The sequence below is a fragment of the Pseudoalteromonas sp. 2CM28B genome (assembly GCF_023161935.1).
In genome coordinates, this window is the sequence record NZ_JALNTH010000038.1 from 37,697 (window position 1) to 55,004 (window position 17,308).

At 41.4% G+C, this 17,308-nt stretch carries 13 protein-coding genes; 5 read left to right on the forward strand and 8 right to left on the reverse strand.

Translation table 11 applies throughout. The annotated features are described in order from the left end of the window. The first annotated feature begins 122 nt into the window (after positions 1-122). From MTN96_RS30265 to MTN96_RS30285, 5 genes are all read left to right on the forward strand, one after another. Positions 123-1,430 (forward strand): AAA family ATPase, encoded by a 1,308-nt coding sequence (locus MTN96_RS30265; RefSeq protein ID WP_190322065.1) that lies wholly within the window; start codon positions 123-125, stop codon positions 1,428-1,430. Continuing rightward, positions 1,430-2,299 carry a DUF4435 domain-containing protein gene (locus MTN96_RS30270; RefSeq protein WP_248533885.1) on the forward strand — a complete coding sequence of 290 codons (870 nt, stop codon included), beginning with the start codon at positions 1,430-1,432 and terminating at the stop codon, positions 2,297-2,299. Before MTN96_RS30265 ends, MTN96_RS30270 begins: the two co-directional genes overlap by 1 nt. 73 nt (positions 2,300-2,372) lie before the next feature. Beyond that, positions 2,373-2,585, forward strand: coding sequence for a transposase (locus tag MTN96_RS30275; RefSeq protein WP_256845754.1), 213 nt, complete (start codon positions 2,373-2,375; stop codon positions 2,583-2,585). Positions 2,586-2,836: 251 nt separating this feature from the next. Then, complete coding sequence (locus MTN96_RS30280; RefSeq protein WP_121638353.1) at positions 2,837-3,349, forward strand: DUF421 domain-containing protein; 513 nt, start codon at positions 2,837-2,839, stop codon at positions 3,347-3,349. Between the two features lie 229 nt (positions 3,350-3,578). Then, on the forward strand, positions 3,579-5,051 hold the full coding sequence (locus MTN96_RS30285; protein WP_248533887.1) for a S41 family peptidase: 1,473 nt from the start codon (positions 3,579-3,581) through the stop codon (positions 5,049-5,051). A gap of 52 nt (positions 5,052-5,103) precedes the next feature. On the opposite strand, the gene MTN96_RS30290 is transcribed toward MTN96_RS30285, so the two are convergent. The 8 genes from MTN96_RS30290 to MTN96_RS30325 form a co-directional block, all read right to left on the reverse strand. Further along, positions 5,104-8,037, reverse strand: a complete 2,934-nt coding sequence (locus MTN96_RS30290; RefSeq protein WP_248533889.1) for a TonB-dependent receptor — start codon at positions 8,035-8,037, stop codon at positions 5,104-5,106. Between the two features lie 66 nt (positions 8,038-8,103). Further along, positions 8,104-10,764, reverse strand: a complete 2,661-nt coding sequence (locus MTN96_RS30295; RefSeq protein ID WP_248533891.1) for a glycoside hydrolase family 16 protein — start codon at positions 10,762-10,764, stop codon at positions 8,104-8,106. Positions 10,765-11,357: 593 nt separating this feature from the next. Continuing rightward, a complete protein-coding gene (locus MTN96_RS30300; RefSeq protein WP_248533893.1) occupies positions 11,358-12,149 on the reverse strand; it encodes a sterol desaturase family protein in 792 nt (263 codons plus the stop codon). Beyond that, positions 12,142-12,786, reverse strand: coding sequence for a CDP-alcohol phosphatidyltransferase family protein (locus MTN96_RS30305; RefSeq protein WP_248533895.1), 645 nt, complete (start codon positions 12,784-12,786; stop codon positions 12,142-12,144). Before MTN96_RS30305 ends, MTN96_RS30300 begins: the two co-directional genes overlap by 8 nt. 27 nt (positions 12,787-12,813) lie before the next feature. Then, positions 12,814-13,452 (reverse strand): ATP-binding cassette domain-containing protein, encoded by a 639-nt coding sequence (locus MTN96_RS30310; protein WP_248533897.1) that lies wholly within the window; start codon positions 13,450-13,452, stop codon positions 12,814-12,816. Between the two features lie 22 nt (positions 13,453-13,474). After that, on the reverse strand, positions 13,475-15,229 hold the full coding sequence (locus tag MTN96_RS30315) for an ABC transporter permease (RefSeq protein ID WP_248533899.1): 1,755 nt from the start codon (positions 15,227-15,229) through the stop codon (positions 13,475-13,477). Continuing rightward, positions 15,226-16,503 (reverse strand): ABC transporter substrate-binding protein, encoded by a 1,278-nt coding sequence (locus MTN96_RS30320; protein ID WP_248533901.1) that lies wholly within the window; start codon positions 16,501-16,503, stop codon positions 15,226-15,228. Before MTN96_RS30320 ends, MTN96_RS30315 begins: the two co-directional genes overlap by 4 nt. Further along, positions 16,490-17,308: a DUF547 domain-containing protein gene (locus MTN96_RS30325; RefSeq protein WP_248533903.1), complete on the reverse strand. Its 819-nt coding sequence runs from the start codon at positions 17,306-17,308 to the stop codon at positions 16,490-16,492. The genes MTN96_RS30320 and MTN96_RS30325 overlap by 14 nt, the downstream gene beginning before the upstream one ends.

Consider the following 17,308-nt stretch of genomic DNA (forward strand, 5'->3'; position numbering starts at 1 on the left):
GCTAACAGTTTGCTCGGTTTCGCTTCGCTACACAATTTAAGCAAACTATTATCAGCCCCTTAAATGGGCGTTAGCATGCAAAATTTGGCATCTGGTTAATTCACAAAATAAAGGGAACAAATGTGAAATTAAAAAAACTAATAATCAATGGTCTTTTCGGTCATTTCAATCATGTCATAAAGTTCAAAGACGAAAATATAACTATTGTTACTGCACCAAATGGCTATGGTAAAACGATCTGTCTAAAAGTTATAGACTCCATCTTCAATCGAAAACTTTCATTCCTATGTGATTTGCAGTTTAGATCCATTGAGCTTTATACATCAAATGGAACTCTTGAGATTACAAAAAGCAACGATGATGAGAGATCACGTTCTATTACTCTTGGCCATAGTAATGAATCTGAAAGTCATGAATATTCAAGGGAGTTTGAGTTATCTAAAAGTAAAAAGCTGTCAATTCATGGAATTGATCTTCATGTACCATTTCTGCAGCGTGTCGGGCCAAGGGAGTGGGAGGATCACAGAACAGAAGAAATTTATACGTTTGAAGAAGTGATTGAAAACTTTGCTGAGTACTTGCCGGACGAATTTACTTCTAAAAACTATCCTCAATGGTTTATTGATTTTAGTGACTCTTTGAATGCACATTTCGTTCAAGACCAGAGACTCATACAAAGGAAAGCTTCTTCTAGTAGAGGACGGAAGCAAAGTTTTATAGATACAATCGAAAAATATGCAGCTGAACTAGCTGAGCTTATTAGAGATTCAGGTTTTCAATCGTCGCATGTTTCTCAACAGTTAGATACAACATTTCCCGTTCGATTACTTACTAATGATAGAAGCTTCAAGCCAAAGAATGCATCGATACTTAAAGAAGAGTTGCAAGCTTTGCAAAATAAAAGATCTGAATTGTCTTCTTTTAATCTTTTATCCTCTGAGCAGCACTTACCTGCTATGCGAATACTAGATGAGATAAAAGATGAAGATAGAAAAGTTTTAACTTTATATGTTGAGGATACAAACGCAAAGCTAAAGCCATATGAAAACATATATAAGAAAATTGAGTTGTTTTCTAGAATCCTTAACAGTAAGAGACTTTCGTTCAAGAAAATAAAAATAGAAGCGGAAAAAGGTTTTCATTTCGAAACCGATGAAAAAAGGCCATTGAAGCTAACTCAACTTTCATCTGGAGAGCAGCATCAGGTTGTCTTGCTATATGAATTAATATTTAAAACTAAAGAGAACGTTTTGGTATTAATCGATGAGCCTGAGATATCATTGCATGTTGCTTGGCAAAAAGAATTTTTGAAAGACCTTGAAGAAATTATTGAAATACAAAATATGCCTGTAGTTATAGCAACGCATTCTCCTCAAATTATCGATGGAAAATGGGAATTGACAGTAGACTTGGAAGGGGGTCTTTCCTAATGCGAAGTTATATTGATGAAAATGATAAGAAAAATGAAATAAGACTGCTTTTCAGCCACCCTTTGTATAAGGACAAAATAATATGTGTTGTAGAGGGTAAGTCTGATATCCGTTTATTTAGAAAGCTTTTGAAACACGATAGATTGAAGATAGAGTCAATTGATGGAAAGAAAGACCTAGTAAAGGTCATGGAAGAACTTTCAGTTGAGATTCCTGAAAAAATACTAGCTATATGTGACGCTGATCAAGATCATTTATCGGGTTCTATCAATACTTATGAGGATATATCGGTGTTCGTAACTGATTATCATGATGCAGAGACGTTATTGATAAATTCACCATCTTTAGAGGCCTTTATTAATGAATATTCGGCAAATGATAAAGTGGAGCAGTTTTCTGATGAACTATCTAGCAAGGTATTTGGCGCTGCTTACACTTTAGGTTTGTTACGTTGGATAAATCACTCAGAAGAGTTAAATCTGAAGTTTAGGGGCCTAAATTTCAATGAATTTATTGATGTTACAAATTTCTCAATTAATTTTGATTTAGATTCTTTTTTACAAATATTATTTCTTAGAAGTAAATCTAAAAGTGAGGATATTACCGTAGAAGTTCTTAAAGATAAAATACAAGAGTATGAGAAAAAAGGTGCTTGCAAGTTTCAGGTATGCTGCGGACATGATTTAACCAACATTATCGCTATTGTGTATAGAAACAGGTGGGCATCCTTAGAAACTAATATGGATAAAAACAAAGTGGAAGCATCGCTGCGTTTGGGCTACAGGCATGAATTCTTTGCTAATACCAATTTAGCAATACAGCTAAACGCCTTTTTGGCAAATCACCAAATCGAACTAACTGCATGCTAACAAGCGCATAAACAAGGAACATGCTCCTCACCCGTTTTAGTGGACACCTCCTCATCACTTTGAGGAGGCTGAAATGCCTAGATATACCCAACCTAGAAAGACATGGTTTTACCCCGTTAATTTCAATATCAAAGCAGTCGAACTAAGCTTACGAGACGATGTCATGTCAAAGGATGTTGCCGAGGCGCTAGATATTCATCCGTTAATGCTTAGTCGTTGGCGAAAAGAGTATCGAGAAAGAATTAACAAAACTCCAATCTTAAACTTTGCACTTTTTGATGCCTAGATTCTAATTGGCTAAATAAAGTGAGTCCCATCATAATTTGTTAGGGCCCATCATAATTTGATGCCCTGACATAAATTAAAAACCATCTGTAAAGAGACCCATTAATAAAAGATAAATCCTGAATCTGTATGGCAGATTTAGTTGCACAGTGTTGTTTGTTTTATTAAGGTGATAGCCTAATTTGTGTGATTCAGGTGGCTGTTTAGTTTATATGATTATTAGTATATTCAGCACCTTAAGTAGAGGGAAATATGTTTTTTGAATCGTGGAGTGAAATAGCGCGCATTGTCACCACAACCTTGATTATTTATCCCTTTTTAATCCTAGCGACGCATTTATTAGGTAAACGCTCATTTGCTAAAATGAATAACTTTGACTGGATAATCACGGTTGCGGCAGGCTCCATCTTAGGTTCTGCTATCTTATTGAAAGACGTGGTTATAGTTGAGGTTTTAGTCGCGGTAAGCTTGCTCCTATTTTTACAATATTTACTCACTTGGATCAGCGCCCATTTTTCGACGTTCGACAAAGTAGTCAAAACTTCTCCACAATTAGTCTTTTTCGACGGTGAATATATAGAGGCTGCTATGAAAGACACTCGACTCACCAGCACGGAAGTGGAAGCGAGTGTTCGAAAAGCCGGTTTTGGTGATTTAAGCACAGTTATGGCGGTGGTTTTCGAGGCCGATGGTGAATTAAGTATTGTGCCGAAAAGTGAAAACTATGATCAACTGATTATGAAGTTACGAAATCCCCGGGATTAATTGGACAATTTTTAGCGGCCGAAGATTACCTTCAAGCACCAAAATTAATTAGCATGGCTTTTTTACTGCATCAGACACATTGCTCACCTACTAAATAAGGTTGGACGATTCTTAAGTTTTTAACTTAGGTGCCAGGTATGTATTTACTTATGTACCTTAAATCGCTTTATTAGTATTGTTAATGAACAATAACGTACCAGTAATTTATTTTTAGCTTAAATGGATTTTCATGACTATAAAAACAAAAATAACCAATTATGTATTGCTCCCAATATTCCTACTACCAGCAGTTGTAAATGCCGCACAAGAGCCAATTATACCTACTACACCTGAGCAGTGGCGCAGTATAACAGAGCGCGATATTGAGGCAGCATATAGCATTACCGCACATAATCATCCCGGTATGTTTGATGTTAATAATCCAACGTTCCCTGACTTATTAAAAAAAGCAAAAGCAGAAGCACTTACATTGTCGGCTCAAGCGAGTGGGCCGCAGGTTCATGTAGCGGCAATTTCTCGTTTTAGCACTATTTTACAAGATGGCCACGCGGGGGCGTTTTCAAGCGTAGATAGACCCGCGCGCCGCTGGCCGGGCTTTAGAACTGTGTGGCGAGGTGATGCGCTAAAAGTGTATTACAGTGAAAACAAAAGTATTAGCAAAGGCGACGTTGTAAGCCAATGTGATGGGCAAAGCACCGAGACCTTAATACGTGAGAGAGTGTTTAAGTTTCATGGGCAAGTTGCACAACCTGGCCATTGGTGGCAGCAAGGTTGGCGGTTACTCATTGACGAGGGCAACCCATTTTTAACTCCTTTAAAAGAATGCGAATTTGTTAAAGCCAATGGCGATACCTATACACACATATTAAATTGGTCTGTAAGGCCTAAGTCAGTCAGTAAGCATTTAGAAAATGCCTACAACGGTGATGAACTCCCCATTGATTTAACCTGGCCTGAAAAAAATATTGCGTGGATTGCTATGCCTAGCTTTTCATCAACCGAAAAGCAAACTGCTGCCTACAATAAAGTGTTTGAAAAAATACAACAGCAGCGTAGCAAGTTACTTACTGCAAAAGCCGTGGTGTTAGATTTGCGCCATAACCAAGGTGGCTCATCTTATTGGAGCTCACAAATAGCCAAAGAACTATGGGGCAAAAAAATAGTAGAACAAAAAGTAGATAATACTTCTCAAAACACGCAAGTGTGGTGGAGAGCATCAAAGGATAATACCGACCATGTAGTGTCTTTATTAGAGGTTGTAAAAAATCAGCCTGAATTATTGAAAATATTTAAAATCACGGCTGCGGGTATGGCTTTATCACTTAAAAGTGGCTCTACATTTTATGTAGAGCAAGAAGCTAATATGCCAATTAACATACCTCAAAAGCCTTTAACTAGTGACTTTAAAACCAAGGTGTTTGTTATTGTTCCACCGCAGTGCGCCAGTGCTTGTTTAGATGCGCTTGATAAGTTTAAGCTTTTTGAAAATACAACGTTATTCGGTGCGCCAAGTAGTGCTGATTCTATGTACATGGAAGTACGCTTAGCTGATTTACCTTCAGGGTTAGGGAAAGTGATTGTACCTAACAAAGTATACGTAAACAGAGCGCGTGGGGCAGGGGATTTTTATAAGCCCGATGTGGCATATAACGGCATTGATTGGACAACCAATGTATTGCTTGAGCAAATAAAAACGTTATAAAAAAAGCCGCTTGTTGAAACAAGCGGCTTAACTATTCTAACTAGGGAATAGTTTAAAACGTGTAACGGGCACCAATTGAGTAGCGTGGGCCGTACTGATTAGCAAATAAAAACTGCTCTTCGTAACGGCCGTAGCCTTCTTCGGTGGCATTATTTAAGTTTATGCCATCAAAAAATACGGTTACGTTTTCGTTTACATCGTAGTTAACGCTCATATCCCATTGGCCGTAAGCTTTAGCATATTGCGGTGGCGCATCGGCTGAGCCTTGTGCTTGGCCTACACCAATTAAGTACGAGTCGCGCCATGCGTAAGTAATTTTTATTGATAGGCCGTCTTTTTCGTAAAAGCCTTGAAAGTTTGCAGAGTCACTTAAACCTGTAAGCGGAGCTTGTTGGTCTAGGCTTTCGCTATCAAATTCTACATCGCCATCTACAAACGTGGCGTTAACACCTACACCAAAACCAGTTTCGCCAATTAAGTGCTGAACAGCCACTTCAAAACCATCTACCGATTTGCTGTCGGTGTTTTGTGGTTGGCTTATGTTCCATACCATAAGTGGGTCATCGCTATTTGGCTCAATGATGCCATTTGCATTGCCATAACCATTGCTAATCATTTGCGCAAAAATAGCATCGGTGGTTGCTTGCTCGCCGCGCGATTCAATATCGCTAACTGCTTGTAAGTAACGTGGGCCGTTTAAAATGTCGTATAGACCTTCAATCGTGGTTTGCGTAATGGTGGTTTGAATAAAGTTATCTACGTCTTTTTTAAAGTAACCAACAGAGGCGTAGCTGCCTTCTGCGTAGTAATACTCTAATGATAAGTCGAGATTGGTTGATTCAAACGGCAATAAATTTGTATTACCTTGGCTACCCGTGCGCGAGCCAGGTTTTGGGCTGCCTGTTAAGCTACGGCCACCGGCTAAATCACCCAGTGGTGCACGCGACATAGTTTTACCCCATGAAACACGGGCTACAACGTCTTCGGTTAAATCAACACTTACATCGATTGACGGTAATAATATGTCGTAATCGCCTTGCTGCTCTAAGAAGTTATCATCGCCGCCGGCTGCATATTGCATTATCCACTCTGAGGCGCTTATCCAGTTTACTTGTTCTTCAACACGTTGGCGTACTGTGCTGGTTACATCTGTTTGCTCGTAGCGCAGGCCTGCGTTTACTTTTACGTAGTAATCGCTTACATCAAACTCCCAGCTTGATTGAATATAAAAGCTGTTTGTAATTTCTTCTACGTAGCTTTCGCTATCAATACCATCCATGTAAGCATTGGCTGCGTATGCATCGCCACCGGTTACATCAGAGGTTAGGTAAGCCATTTGGCGAGCCACTGCTTCGTCAAAATCGTAGGTGTAGTAGTAACCTGGTTGTAAGTTGCTGCCGCCACCATCAAATTGATCTAAAAGGCCCGACGTATCGTGGCGAGTAAACATGCTGTCTGGGAATATTTCTGTGTACGATGGGTTAAAACCAGGGCCACCCACTAAGCCACTCCATGCAGTGTAACCACCGGTGTTTTGCTCAGTGCGCGATGCACCAAATTTTACTTTAACTAGGCCAATATCAAAGTTTTCATTGTACCAAGTGGTATGTAATTGTAATTGCTCAATGTTTGATTCACCCGGCGAGTGCGTAAATTGGCTAAAGTTAGAGTCAATTTCGCCTGGCGTTAATTCGCTTGTGCCGTTTAACCAGTTAACTTGAGCACTTGGAATTTCGCCTGTGCGGTAATCGTAAATTTTGTTTGCTAGCTGATCAGAGCCTAAAATAACTTGGCCAGTACTGCCTAGCCCGTCATCGGCGCCGTTATCGGTTTCATTTTTAGAGTCATGGTAATCAAGCTCAACGTGCCACGTGTCGTTAATTTCCCACTCTAGGTTTAAACCAATAGAGCGTGCTTTTACTTCTGTGGTGCCTTTGTTAGCTGTAAACGAGGCATCGTTACCGCTAATATCGGCATAAACAGCGGTGCCGTTTTCATCAAGCTCGTAGCCATTAATATTGCTACCAAAGTCGTTCCAAATACCCCAACCAATACTTTCAGAGCCCGTAACCGCTTTACTTGCTGTGTAATCTAAAGTGGCTACAAAGCCATCAACCGGTTCAAATTGAAAAGTAACTTGGCCGTTAGTACGTTCACGCTCTACATCTTCAATAGAGTAGTTCATGTCTTTAGGGAAGTAGTAGTTACCTGATGGGTCAGTACGGTTATCAACAACGTTACTGCTATCTAATTCAGGTAAATCAACATTGGCTTGCCAACCTTGAATATTGGCGCGTTGTTTTTGAAAGTCGCGTTCTTGGTGCGAAAACGAAAAACCAAAACCAAATCTGTCATCTGCAAATGTGTTGCTATAAACAGCAGAAAGCTCTGGGGTTACATCATCACCGGCTTCGTTTGATGAGTCGTGATTTGCTTTAACCGTGGCTGAAAAATTTTGACCAGGCTTTTGAAAAGGGCGCGCAGTAGAAATATTAACTGTTGCACCTAAACCACCGCTTGGTACATCGGCGCGCGCTGTTTTAAATACTTCTAGCGCACTTACGCCTTCAGAGGCAATGTTTTCAAGGTTGTACGAACGCGTATAACCTGTGCCTGGCATTTGGCGGCCGTTTAGCGTAATTAAGTTAAACTCTGGGCCAAAACCACGTACGGTAATTTGGCTACCTTCACCGTTTGCACGGCTCACCGATACACCGGTAATGCGTTGTAATGATTCTGCTAAATTGGTATCTGGAAATTTACCCATTTCTTCTGCTGAAATGGCATCTACTACGCCCGATGAATCACGTTTCATATCCATAGAACGAATAAGTGAACCACGAATACCTTTTACTTCAATAACTTCTACATCAGGAGATGCTGCAGTGTCTGCCTCGGCAGCAATGGCCGTATTTAACGTGCTTGCAGCAATGATAAGAGACACAGAAGCCGCAAGTTGGCTCTTTTTAAAATTGAATGTGTTCATAATAGCTCTGCTTTATAAAATGTTGTTGTGTAGCAATAGGCGCCATGCGCCTATTGTAGTGTGTTTTTATGGATTCGCGATAATCACGTTATCTATGCGGTATAATGCGCCGTTGCCCATATCCCACGTAGGAAATACCATGAGCACGTTTATAGCGCTAATATCTAAGCCCGCATCAAATAGTTGCCCAATAGGGAAGGTGTATGTTTGCCATTCGCCTGTAACAGGTGTTTGCCCTTCATTGCTTTGCGTTAATGCCAGCTCTACTGCGCTTGAAGCGCCAATTGATTCAATTTTGAACAACCATTGTGCATCCACGTTTGAAGGTGCTGTTATTACTTTTAAATCAAACTGTACAACGCCATTTTCTAACAGGGCTGATGCATCAAACGATACGTCTTCATCGGCTAAAAAGCCCATTACAGTAGGTGTTGCACCAATGCTAAACTGAGCCACTGCGCCGTGCTGATCATCGTCGGTTTCTGTGGTAGGTGTTGAACCACCACAGCAATCCCATATGCTCCACTGATCGGCGACTGTATCTGTAAATACGTTTAGCTCACCAGAGGCAACGGGCGCTGCATTAGGGTTGTAAATTTTAACATTATCTACACGGTAAACCGCGCCTTCACCTGCGCCCCATGCCGGAAAAATCATAAGTACATCAATTGCACTTACATCAAGGCCCGCACCTGCGAGATCTGATAACTTAAATGTATAAGTTTGCCACTCGCCAGTCACTGGCGCTACACCTTCAACACTTTGCGTTAGTTCAAGTTCTGCAAATGAAGTTGCACCATTTGCCTCTACTTTAAATAACCACGCAGTTGACGGGTCGCTAGGGGTAGACGTTACTTTTAAATCAAACTGAATAACGCCTTCATCTAAAATGCTGCTTGCATCAAATGACTCACCTGCACCACCTACTTCAGTACGGCTGTTAAAGCCCATTACTGTAGGCTCTGCACCAATACTAAATTCAGCGGTTACACCGTGCGCTTCATCATCTACTACTTCGATAGGCGTTGAGCCACCACAACAATCCCACATTGGCCATGCTAGGTTTTGCTCATCTTCAAAAATAGTCAGCTCTGGTGATGCGCCTAGGTTGTCTTGTGTAATTTCAACGTCGTCAATTAAAAAGGTTGCGCCTTCGCCCGTGCCCCACTCAGGAAATACCATAAGTACGTCAATTGCGCTGATATCTAAATCTAAGTCAGCAAGGTCAGAAAGTAAAAACGTATAGGTTTGCCACTGACCTACTACAGGTGCTTGGCCTTCAACGCTACTTGTAAGCGGCATATCAGCATCGGTTGAGGCTTCTGTGCTTTCAAGTTTTACAAACCAAGGTGTGTCTGACACGCTTGGTGCGCTGGTTACTTTCATTTTAAAGCGTACGTAGCCTTCTTCTAGCATAGGTGATGCATCAAAAGGTGTTGCAGCGCCGTTTTCGTCAGTAATAAACGCATCGCGGCTAATAAAACCAACCACTGTAGGCTCGCTGCCTATTGTAAATTCAACAACGTCGCCTTGCTCTTCATCACTTACAATTGCAGGTGTAGAGCCACCACAACAATCCCATGCTGGCCAGTTAGGGTTAAAGCTGTCGCCAAAAATAGTTAACGGTGTAGCAATACCTGTAGATGGCGGGCTAGGAATAGGCGCTTCGCCCTCTAGCAGGGCATCGTCTAGGCTATCGTAACCTGGGCGAATAGTTTCACACCCTTTGCCGGTATCTGGGTTTGATGCACATTGATAAACACGTACGTAGTCAATTGCAAATGTTTGGCCGTTTTCAAATGCGCTGGCATCTACGCCTAACTCATTTACGTTTTCAGGCCAGTCGCCGCCTACTGCTAAATTTAACAGTAAGTGAAAGTCTTTATCGTAAGGAGCGCTATCCCAATGAGTTTCTAGCTCGCCAGAACCTTGTTCAAAATACTCTGCAAACCAACCGCGATGTTTTAAACCTGCGGCTTCGCCTTTGGAATTATATAATACTTCTGATTGGCGCTGCGTTGCATATAGGTAGCCATCAACGTACCAGCGTATTTCACCTTCTTGCCACTCTACTGCGTAAGTATGAAAGTCATCTGCTGGGTTGCTATCTTCAGGAAATTTGTACTCTTGGCCTGTGTAGCTGTTATCTGGCCAAGCGCGGCCGTAATGCAATGTGCCATGAATGCTTGATTCAACACCGCCATCTTCGTCAGCGGTTTTTAGGTTTACTGATTCTAAAACATCAATTTCGCCTGAGCGTGGCCATGTACCGTATTCTTCATCGGTTGGTAGCATCCAAAACGCAGGCCAGCTGCCTTGCCCCGAAGGGAGCTTTGCACGTACTTCAAAGCGGCCATAAGTAAAGTCAGCATTGTAACGGGTATTTAAACGCGCAGAAGTGTAGGGCTTTTCAGCGCCTTCTGTTGCGGGTAGGGCAACAATGTTTAACACACCGTCTTGTATAAAGGCGTTTTCTTCGTTATCGGTGTAACATTGTTTTTCGTTGTTACCACCGCCATCGCAGTTTAATTCAAAGTTCCACTTATTAGTATCAATGGCAGAGCCGTCAAACTCGTCGCTCCATACTAGTTGCCAATCTGAAACTGGCTCAGAAGCGTCGATATTTTCAAAATTAGATGTTGTGGCTGAGTCGCCACCACAGCCAGCTAAAGACGCTAACGAAATAGCAGCCAGTAAGCGAGCAATGTGTGTTTTTTCAATGTTCATAGCTGAACCCCGGTTTCACAGATTGTTGTCAGAATGTGTGTTTAAACTTATTAAAAAGAAACATATTTATTTTTGTAAGCGCTTACATTTTCCATGTGTTTTTGTAAGCGCTTACAAATAATATTGCGCACTACGTAAATGGTCAACATATTTGTGTGTTTTATTTACATTTAGTTTACGGTAAGACCAGTTTACCAATTGGAGTTATTAACTAAATCGTTAATAAATTTAACAGCTTACATTATTAGTAATGTTGCATTTTTAATACATCTATTAATACTTTACTTAATTAGTAAATATTAAAGTTACCTGTAGCAATTACGTCAGTGCTAATTGCGATGATCTACCCGTATTAGGCTTACTATATGGCGTGTAATTTTGCTTTTTTACAAAAACGAAAGTTAAAAAAAGTGAAAGTGGTATAGCATTCAATAGGTTAGTAAACCCTTTAAAGCGCTTAGCTTGTAAAGGTTAAATTATAGGGAGTAAGGCTTTGGCGGGGTTTAATAAGGTAAATGTGTAAATTTAAATACGCATTTACCGCTTAATTTATTGTTTATTTTAAGAGTATTGTAGCCACTTGAAATGGCAGCTTATTTACGTTTAAACGGCATAATTAGCAAGCCCCACAGCGAGGCGTTTTGCTGCGGGTTAGGGTATTCTTTTAAGCCTATATCTATCTCGTTATCGGCTTTTTGCGCTTCATTTTTGTAACTACCAAACAGTTTGTCCCACCATATAACACTAAATCCGTAGTTTGAATTGGTTTCGCTCACGCTTTGACTATGGTGAATACGATGCAGTATTTGGGTCATTAATATGAGCCGAAGTGGTTTTTCTATGGCATTGGGTAAACGTATATTGGCGTGGTTAAACAGCGCTAAACCATTAAGTGCTATTTCAAATATTAATACTGCAATAGCAGGTACGCCCAAAGCGGTAACGGCAATCAATTTTATAACTATGCTGAGTACAATTTCGATAGGGTGAAAACGCAAACCTGTGCTGGTATCTACATGGGCATCGGCGTGGTGAACACGGTGCAAACGCCACAAAATAGGCACTTGATGAAAAAGCCGGTGCTGCCAATAAATAACTATATCTAGTAGTAATATGCTTAAAATAATAGCAACACTACTTGGTGTGGCTATTTGATTAAATAAACCGATACCGTGCTCTTGGTTATAAAGCGCTACGGCAGTTAAGCCTATTGGCACACTTAAGCGAGCAATTAATGATGAAGTTAACACCAGTCCAAAATTGGCCAACCACCGGGTGGTGCTTTTTATCGGCGATTTACGGGCAGGCATGCGCGATTCTAGCAGCATCATAATAACCAAAATGCTAAAAAAGAACCCTAATCGCCACCAAATTTCATTACTCATTGGCTTGTGTAACCTCATCAGCTTCTTGGCGTTTAAGCGTGTTATAACCACCATGTATACGTGTAAAAATAGTAATAGCGCACGCAGTGGCAAAAACACTCGCCATTAGGGCAAAGTGCTGCGGCCAAATACAAAAGGCAATAAACAGCGCGATGGTTTCTGTGCCTTCGGTTAAACCATTTAAATAGTAAAAGCTTTTGTATTTAAACTGGGGTTTTTCGAGCTTAAATTTTTCGGCGGCTATGGCAAAGGCTAAAAAGCTTGAGCCAGTGCCTATAAAGGTGGCCAGTAATATGCTACCTGCAATGGCGTTTTGCTCGGGGTTTGCCAAAATAAAGCCAAGCGGAATTGCCGCATAAAATAAAAAGTCGAGGGTAATATCTAAAAAGCCGCCAGCGCTTGAACTTAAATTTGCATGGCGTGCCAATGCGCCATCTAGCCCATCTAAAATACGATTTAAAGCAATAGCCGTTAACGCTGCGTACCACATTTCATACGCAATTAATGGCACAGCTAATAGGCCTATTAAAAAGCCTACCACAGTAAGTTGGTCGGGCGTTATGCCGCGTTTGTGCATTAACGCCACAACAGGAGTTAACAGTGGCTTTATTACTGGGGTGATGTATTTGTCTAACATGCTTGGTGCCTTGTACTTTTTGTGCGTTTATTTGGCTAAATTTAAGGTGATCAGTTTGCCATTTGCGGCCTCTGCATCGCTATGATCGTGGGTTACCATAATAGCGGGCAATTTATGCTCGCGTATTTGGCTAAATACTAGCTCGCGCGTATCTACTCTTAATTGGGTATCGAGCTTGCTAAAGGGCTCATCAAGTAAAATGGTTTTTGGCTCGCTCAATAGCATACGCAATAAAGCAACGCGGGCTTGTTGCCCACCAGAGAGGTTGTCGGGGTGGCGATTAGCCATGCCTTTTAATCCAACTTGTTCAAGGGCGTGCTCTATTTTTTCAAGGCGCTGTTTTTTATTGCCTTTAGGCATAGCAAAGGCAATGTTACCGCTTACCGATAAATGCGAAAATAATAACGCATCTTGATAAAGCACGCCTATGTGGCGTAAATGTGCGGGTAAGTTATTAATATTTTCGCCGTTAAGCCACACTTCGCCATTTGCGCTAAAACCACTGGGTAATGTGCCGGTAAGCCAATTTAATAAACTTGATTTACCACTGCCTGATGGCCCCATAACAGTGAGTATTTCGCCGCCTTTTACCTGCTCGTTTAAGCTAAGTAATTGCTGGTTTTGACGATAAAGCTCACAATTTTTAATCTCTAAAGATGACTGCATTAAAAACCTTTTAATTTATGGGTTAGCGATGGGCGCTTTTAAAAAAGTACTTAGGTAACACCCACGCCAGTATAAAGCCAATGAGTGGCAATGCCATTTGCATAATGGCATACACCGCACTGGTGCGCCTACTTGCGCCATTAGCAAGGGTAACCGCTTCGGTTGTTATGGTTGCTATGCGCCCGCCACCGGCTAAAAGCGTGGGGAGGTATTGGCCAAAGCTAATGGCTAAACCAAGTGCCGCCGCAATTAAAATAGGAGCAAACAACTGGGGTAGTTTTACTTGTAAAAACACTTTGCAGGGCGTTGCGCCAAGGCTTGCTGCTACATGAGCAAAGCGAGGGTCTAAGCGCCTGTAACTGCTCGCAAGCGATAAAAAAACATACGGTAGTACAAACAATAAATGGGTAAATACCACATTAAAAAACGCGGCCTGGTTATTTACTAGTTGTTGCAGCCACACTAGCCCAAATAAAAACGCAATACTTGGTACAAGCAGCGGTAAATAAATAATTAAGCTGGTAAAGCGCGACATGGGTTTGGCACTTAACTGCTCTGACTCTAAGCACAAAAGCGTAATAATAATGGCAAATAACGTAGTTACTAGCCCTATAGCAAGGGTATTAAAAAGCGGGCTTTGCATTTGCATTAGCGCACTTTTAAAGTGAAGTAGCGTGAGCTGCTCGGGCAGTGCCGCCGGAAAACGCCAAAATCCGGCAACCGACCACATAATTAAGCCAATTAATGAAAGCAAAATAAAGCCAATTACAAATACTGTTAATACGGTTGTTATTTTTTGCCAATAAACGCCGCCATATTCTCGCTCGCCATTGGTCAGTAAATCACTAAATAATGCTTTTATCGCTTTTTCGCCGCCAAGCCAAAGTGCTAGCAAACCGCCAGTAAGTACAAGCTGCAATAATGCCCCCGCAGAGGCTTTAATACGCAGGTTTAAATCTACATCGTTAAACCAGTGCATGATAGCTACAGCTAATGTGGGTGGTGTATTTGGCCCCAAAATAAGTGGCATTTCTACACTTGCACTGGCATAAGCCAATACGGCTAAAATGGGTAGGCGCAGCAATGGGTAAAGACTTGGTAATACTACTTTAAAAAAAGCAGTCATAGGGCAGTAGCCTAAATTAAGCGCTACTTTATGTTGTTGGCGCAGTTTTTTGCCAAGCTCAGGTTGGGCAAGCACACCTAGCGCCATTAACAGTAAAAAAGGCAGCTCTTTGAGGGTTAAGCCTAAAATTATACTAATTCCAAACGCGTCATGCGGAAACAGTCCGTTAGGCGCAAGTTCCCACCCACTAAACCAAGGCGATACTAAGCGCGAGATCATTCCCGAAGGCGCAATTAAAAAACCAACCGCTATAGCCGCTGCCGCGTGAGGAATTACCAGTATGGGACTCAATAAACGCTGAATACGGTTAAGCCACGGGCTATTAAAAAATGCCGCTAAAATCATTAATGTAATGGTAAAGGCTAGTAAGGTACTTATTAATCCGCTGCCAACACTAAGCATAACCATGCGTGTTAGGCCGGGTGTTTGCATGAGCATAGTAAAGCCATGTAGGGCAAGTGTTGTGTGATCAAGTACCGGCGCATAACCAAAAGCGGGCAATAGCACACTAATTAAGCCGCCTATTACAGGTAAAATAAGCAATGCCAGTAAAAATCGTGGGCTTAATGTAACTAATTTACTAAACATATCGGCGCTTTTATGTGGTTTAAGCGTTGGGCTTGCTGCTAACTTATTTGAAACAACACTCATTGGCTTACTCCAAAACGCGTTTGCCAACCTTGCAAAATAGCATTTACCCAGCTTGGGTGAGGCTCACTTAGCGTGCGTTTAATACTATTTAAAGGCAGGGCACTTGGATGCGGTTGCGTTGTTTTAAATAAGGCTTGTTGCTGTGGTGTTAGCGTTGATTGAATAAGTACGCTTTTATCGCCCCATATAGGCGCTTTTTGTTTTTGAGCTTGCGCCTCTGGACTTAATAAAAAATTAGCCACTAACTGCGCACTTTGCTGGTGGCTTGCATTATAAGGTATGGCTACAAAGTGGGTGTTACTTAAACTGCCATCTTGCATTGCATAACTGCGAATACTTTTAGGTAAATCATAACGTTTAACGGCGGCGGGTACTTCGGGTGCTGAAAACGTAAACGCTATGCTTAGCTCGGTGTCGCCTACTAAACGGCGCATTTGTGCGCCACTTTGCATAAAGTGTTTCCCGCCGCGCCAAAGTGTTGGGTGCAGCTTATTTAAAAAGTCCCATAATGGGTTTAATACTTGGGCTGTGTTTTGTGCAGTAGCTGGCTGATTTAACTGTGCTTTAAGTGTGTGATCACTTTGTTGATGTAGCATAACAAGCGCGTATTTTAAAAAGCTCATGCCTAAAAAGTCAGGCGGCTTTGGGTAGCTAAAGCGCCCTGGATTTTGTGCGCTCCAGCTAAGTAATTGGTTTAGGGTTGTTGGTAGTGTGTTATTTGCAGTGCCGTCAATTGCTAAACTGTCGTAGTAAAAGGTGAGCGATGCTTGGCCCCAAGGAGCTTCCATCCCGTTGGTGGGTATTCCAAAATCAAAATTAACAGCGGGGTTATTGCTAGGGTCGGTGTAGCTAAAATTAGGCAGTTTATTAGCCCATTGTTTAAGTAATAATGAGTGCTCGCTCATGGTGGCAAAGTTAGCACCGTTTATCCAAATTAAATCTACGCTGCCTTTATCGTTATTGTTTGCTGATTTTTCGGCAAGTACGCGGCTAACGGCTTCGCTGGTATCACTGAGTTTTACATGGACTAAGTTAATGTTGTATTTAGCTTTTACTTGCTGCGCAGCCCATTGAATATATGCATTTATTTGCGCATCGCCGCCCCACGCATAAAAATATACGCTTTGGTTTTTACCTAAGCTTTCTATTTGCTGCCAACGGCTTTGTAATTGTGTACTTGCTAGGCTTTTGAAGCTAATAACAAGGCAAATGCAAAACGCGACACAGCAAAAGCTGTATCGCGATAATGTTTGCCAACATTTATTGGCGAGCATTTAAATCCCAGTTGTAGTCTAAAAACTTAACTTTCATGTCGTTATTTTTAAGCGCTTTTTGCTGAGAGGGTACCAGTTTTAGTGCTTTAGGGTATTTCAAAAAAAACTGCTGCAATGTGTTGGCGCCTTTAAAACCTTGTTCAAAATCCTCGCCATACCACTTAAATATTGAAGACACATTTAGCGTGTTATCTTGCGCTATATTGCGGGTTGTATCTGATAAAAAACGCACCGTTTGCGCTTGCAATTGGCTTTCTAAATCAGTGGCTGTGTAGGCTTCTTCACGTAGTGCTGGGCAGCCAATACTTGCGCAATTTACAGCAAAGTGAATACGTGGGTCGTTGTATTTACCACTGCCACGTACTAAACCATGCTCTATATCATCAAGGCTGCGCGTTTTACCAAGTAATGGCACAAACTCTTTGCTCCATGGTGAGCTAAAAAAACTGCCTAAATCTTTAATTGACTTAAGGTTTGGGTATTTTGTTAATATTAGCTCAACAGTAAAGGCGTTATATGCGTTAATTAAAAACGCCAGCTGCTTAGGTTTTTCCCATGTATCAAACTCATTTTGTGTAACAGCCGATAGTGAATCTAAATAGCTTTTAAGCTCGCTGTGCTTAGCTTTTATTGCTGAATAATCAACCTCAGTGCTGTGGCCATGATCAATAGCTACAACATGGTTGTTTAATAATGCGTTCCAGCCCTCGTGCATATTTTTAGCTTGGGCCGAAAATGACGTTGCAAACGATGTTGCAAGCAAAGCACTACCTAACAATAGCGCTTTTAAAGGTGTTTTAAACAT

What these genes read in the sequence shown, in the direction of transcription:
- MTN96_RS30305 (WP_248533895.1), bottom strand. Translation starts at nt 12,786, where the DNA reads ATGTTAGACAAATACATCACCCCAGTAATAAAGCCACTGTTAACTCCT.
- MTN96_RS30275 (WP_256845754.1), top strand. Translation starts at nt 2,373, where the DNA reads ATGCCTAGATATACCCAACCTAGAAAGACATGGTTTTACCCCGTTAAT.
- MTN96_RS30325 (WP_248533903.1), bottom strand. Translation starts at nt 17,308, where the DNA reads ATGTTTAAAACACCTTTAAAAGCGCTATTGTTAGGTAGTGCTTTGCTT.
- MTN96_RS30285 (WP_248533887.1), top strand. Translation starts at nt 3,579, where the DNA reads ATGACTATAAAAACAAAAATAACCAATTATGTATTGCTCCCAATATTC.
- MTN96_RS30310 (WP_248533897.1), bottom strand. Translation starts at nt 13,452, where the DNA reads ATGCAGTCATCTTTAGAGATTAAAAATTGTGAGCTTTATCGTCAAAAC.
- MTN96_RS30270 (WP_248533885.1), top strand. Translation starts at nt 1,430, where the DNA reads ATGCGAAGTTATATTGATGAAAATGATAAGAAAAATGAAATAAGACTG.
- MTN96_RS30300 (WP_248533893.1), bottom strand. Translation starts at nt 12,149, where the DNA reads ATGAGTAATGAAATTTGGTGGCGATTAGGGTTCTTTTTTAGCATTTTG.
- MTN96_RS30320 (WP_248533901.1), bottom strand. Translation starts at nt 16,503, where the DNA reads ATGCTCGCCAATAAATGTTGGCAAACATTATCGCGATACAGCTTTTGC.
- MTN96_RS30295 (WP_248533891.1), bottom strand. Translation starts at nt 10,764, where the DNA reads ATGAACATTGAAAAAACACACATTGCTCGCTTACTGGCTGCTATTTCG.
- MTN96_RS30290 (WP_248533889.1), bottom strand. Translation starts at nt 8,037, where the DNA reads ATGAACACATTCAATTTTAAAAAGAGCCAACTTGCGGCTTCTGTGTCT.
- MTN96_RS30280 (WP_121638353.1), top strand. Translation starts at nt 2,837, where the DNA reads ATGTTTTTTGAATCGTGGAGTGAAATAGCGCGCATTGTCACCACAACC.
- MTN96_RS30315 (WP_248533899.1), bottom strand. Translation starts at nt 15,229, where the DNA reads ATGAGTGTTGTTTCAAATAAGTTAGCAGCAAGCCCAACGCTTAAACCA.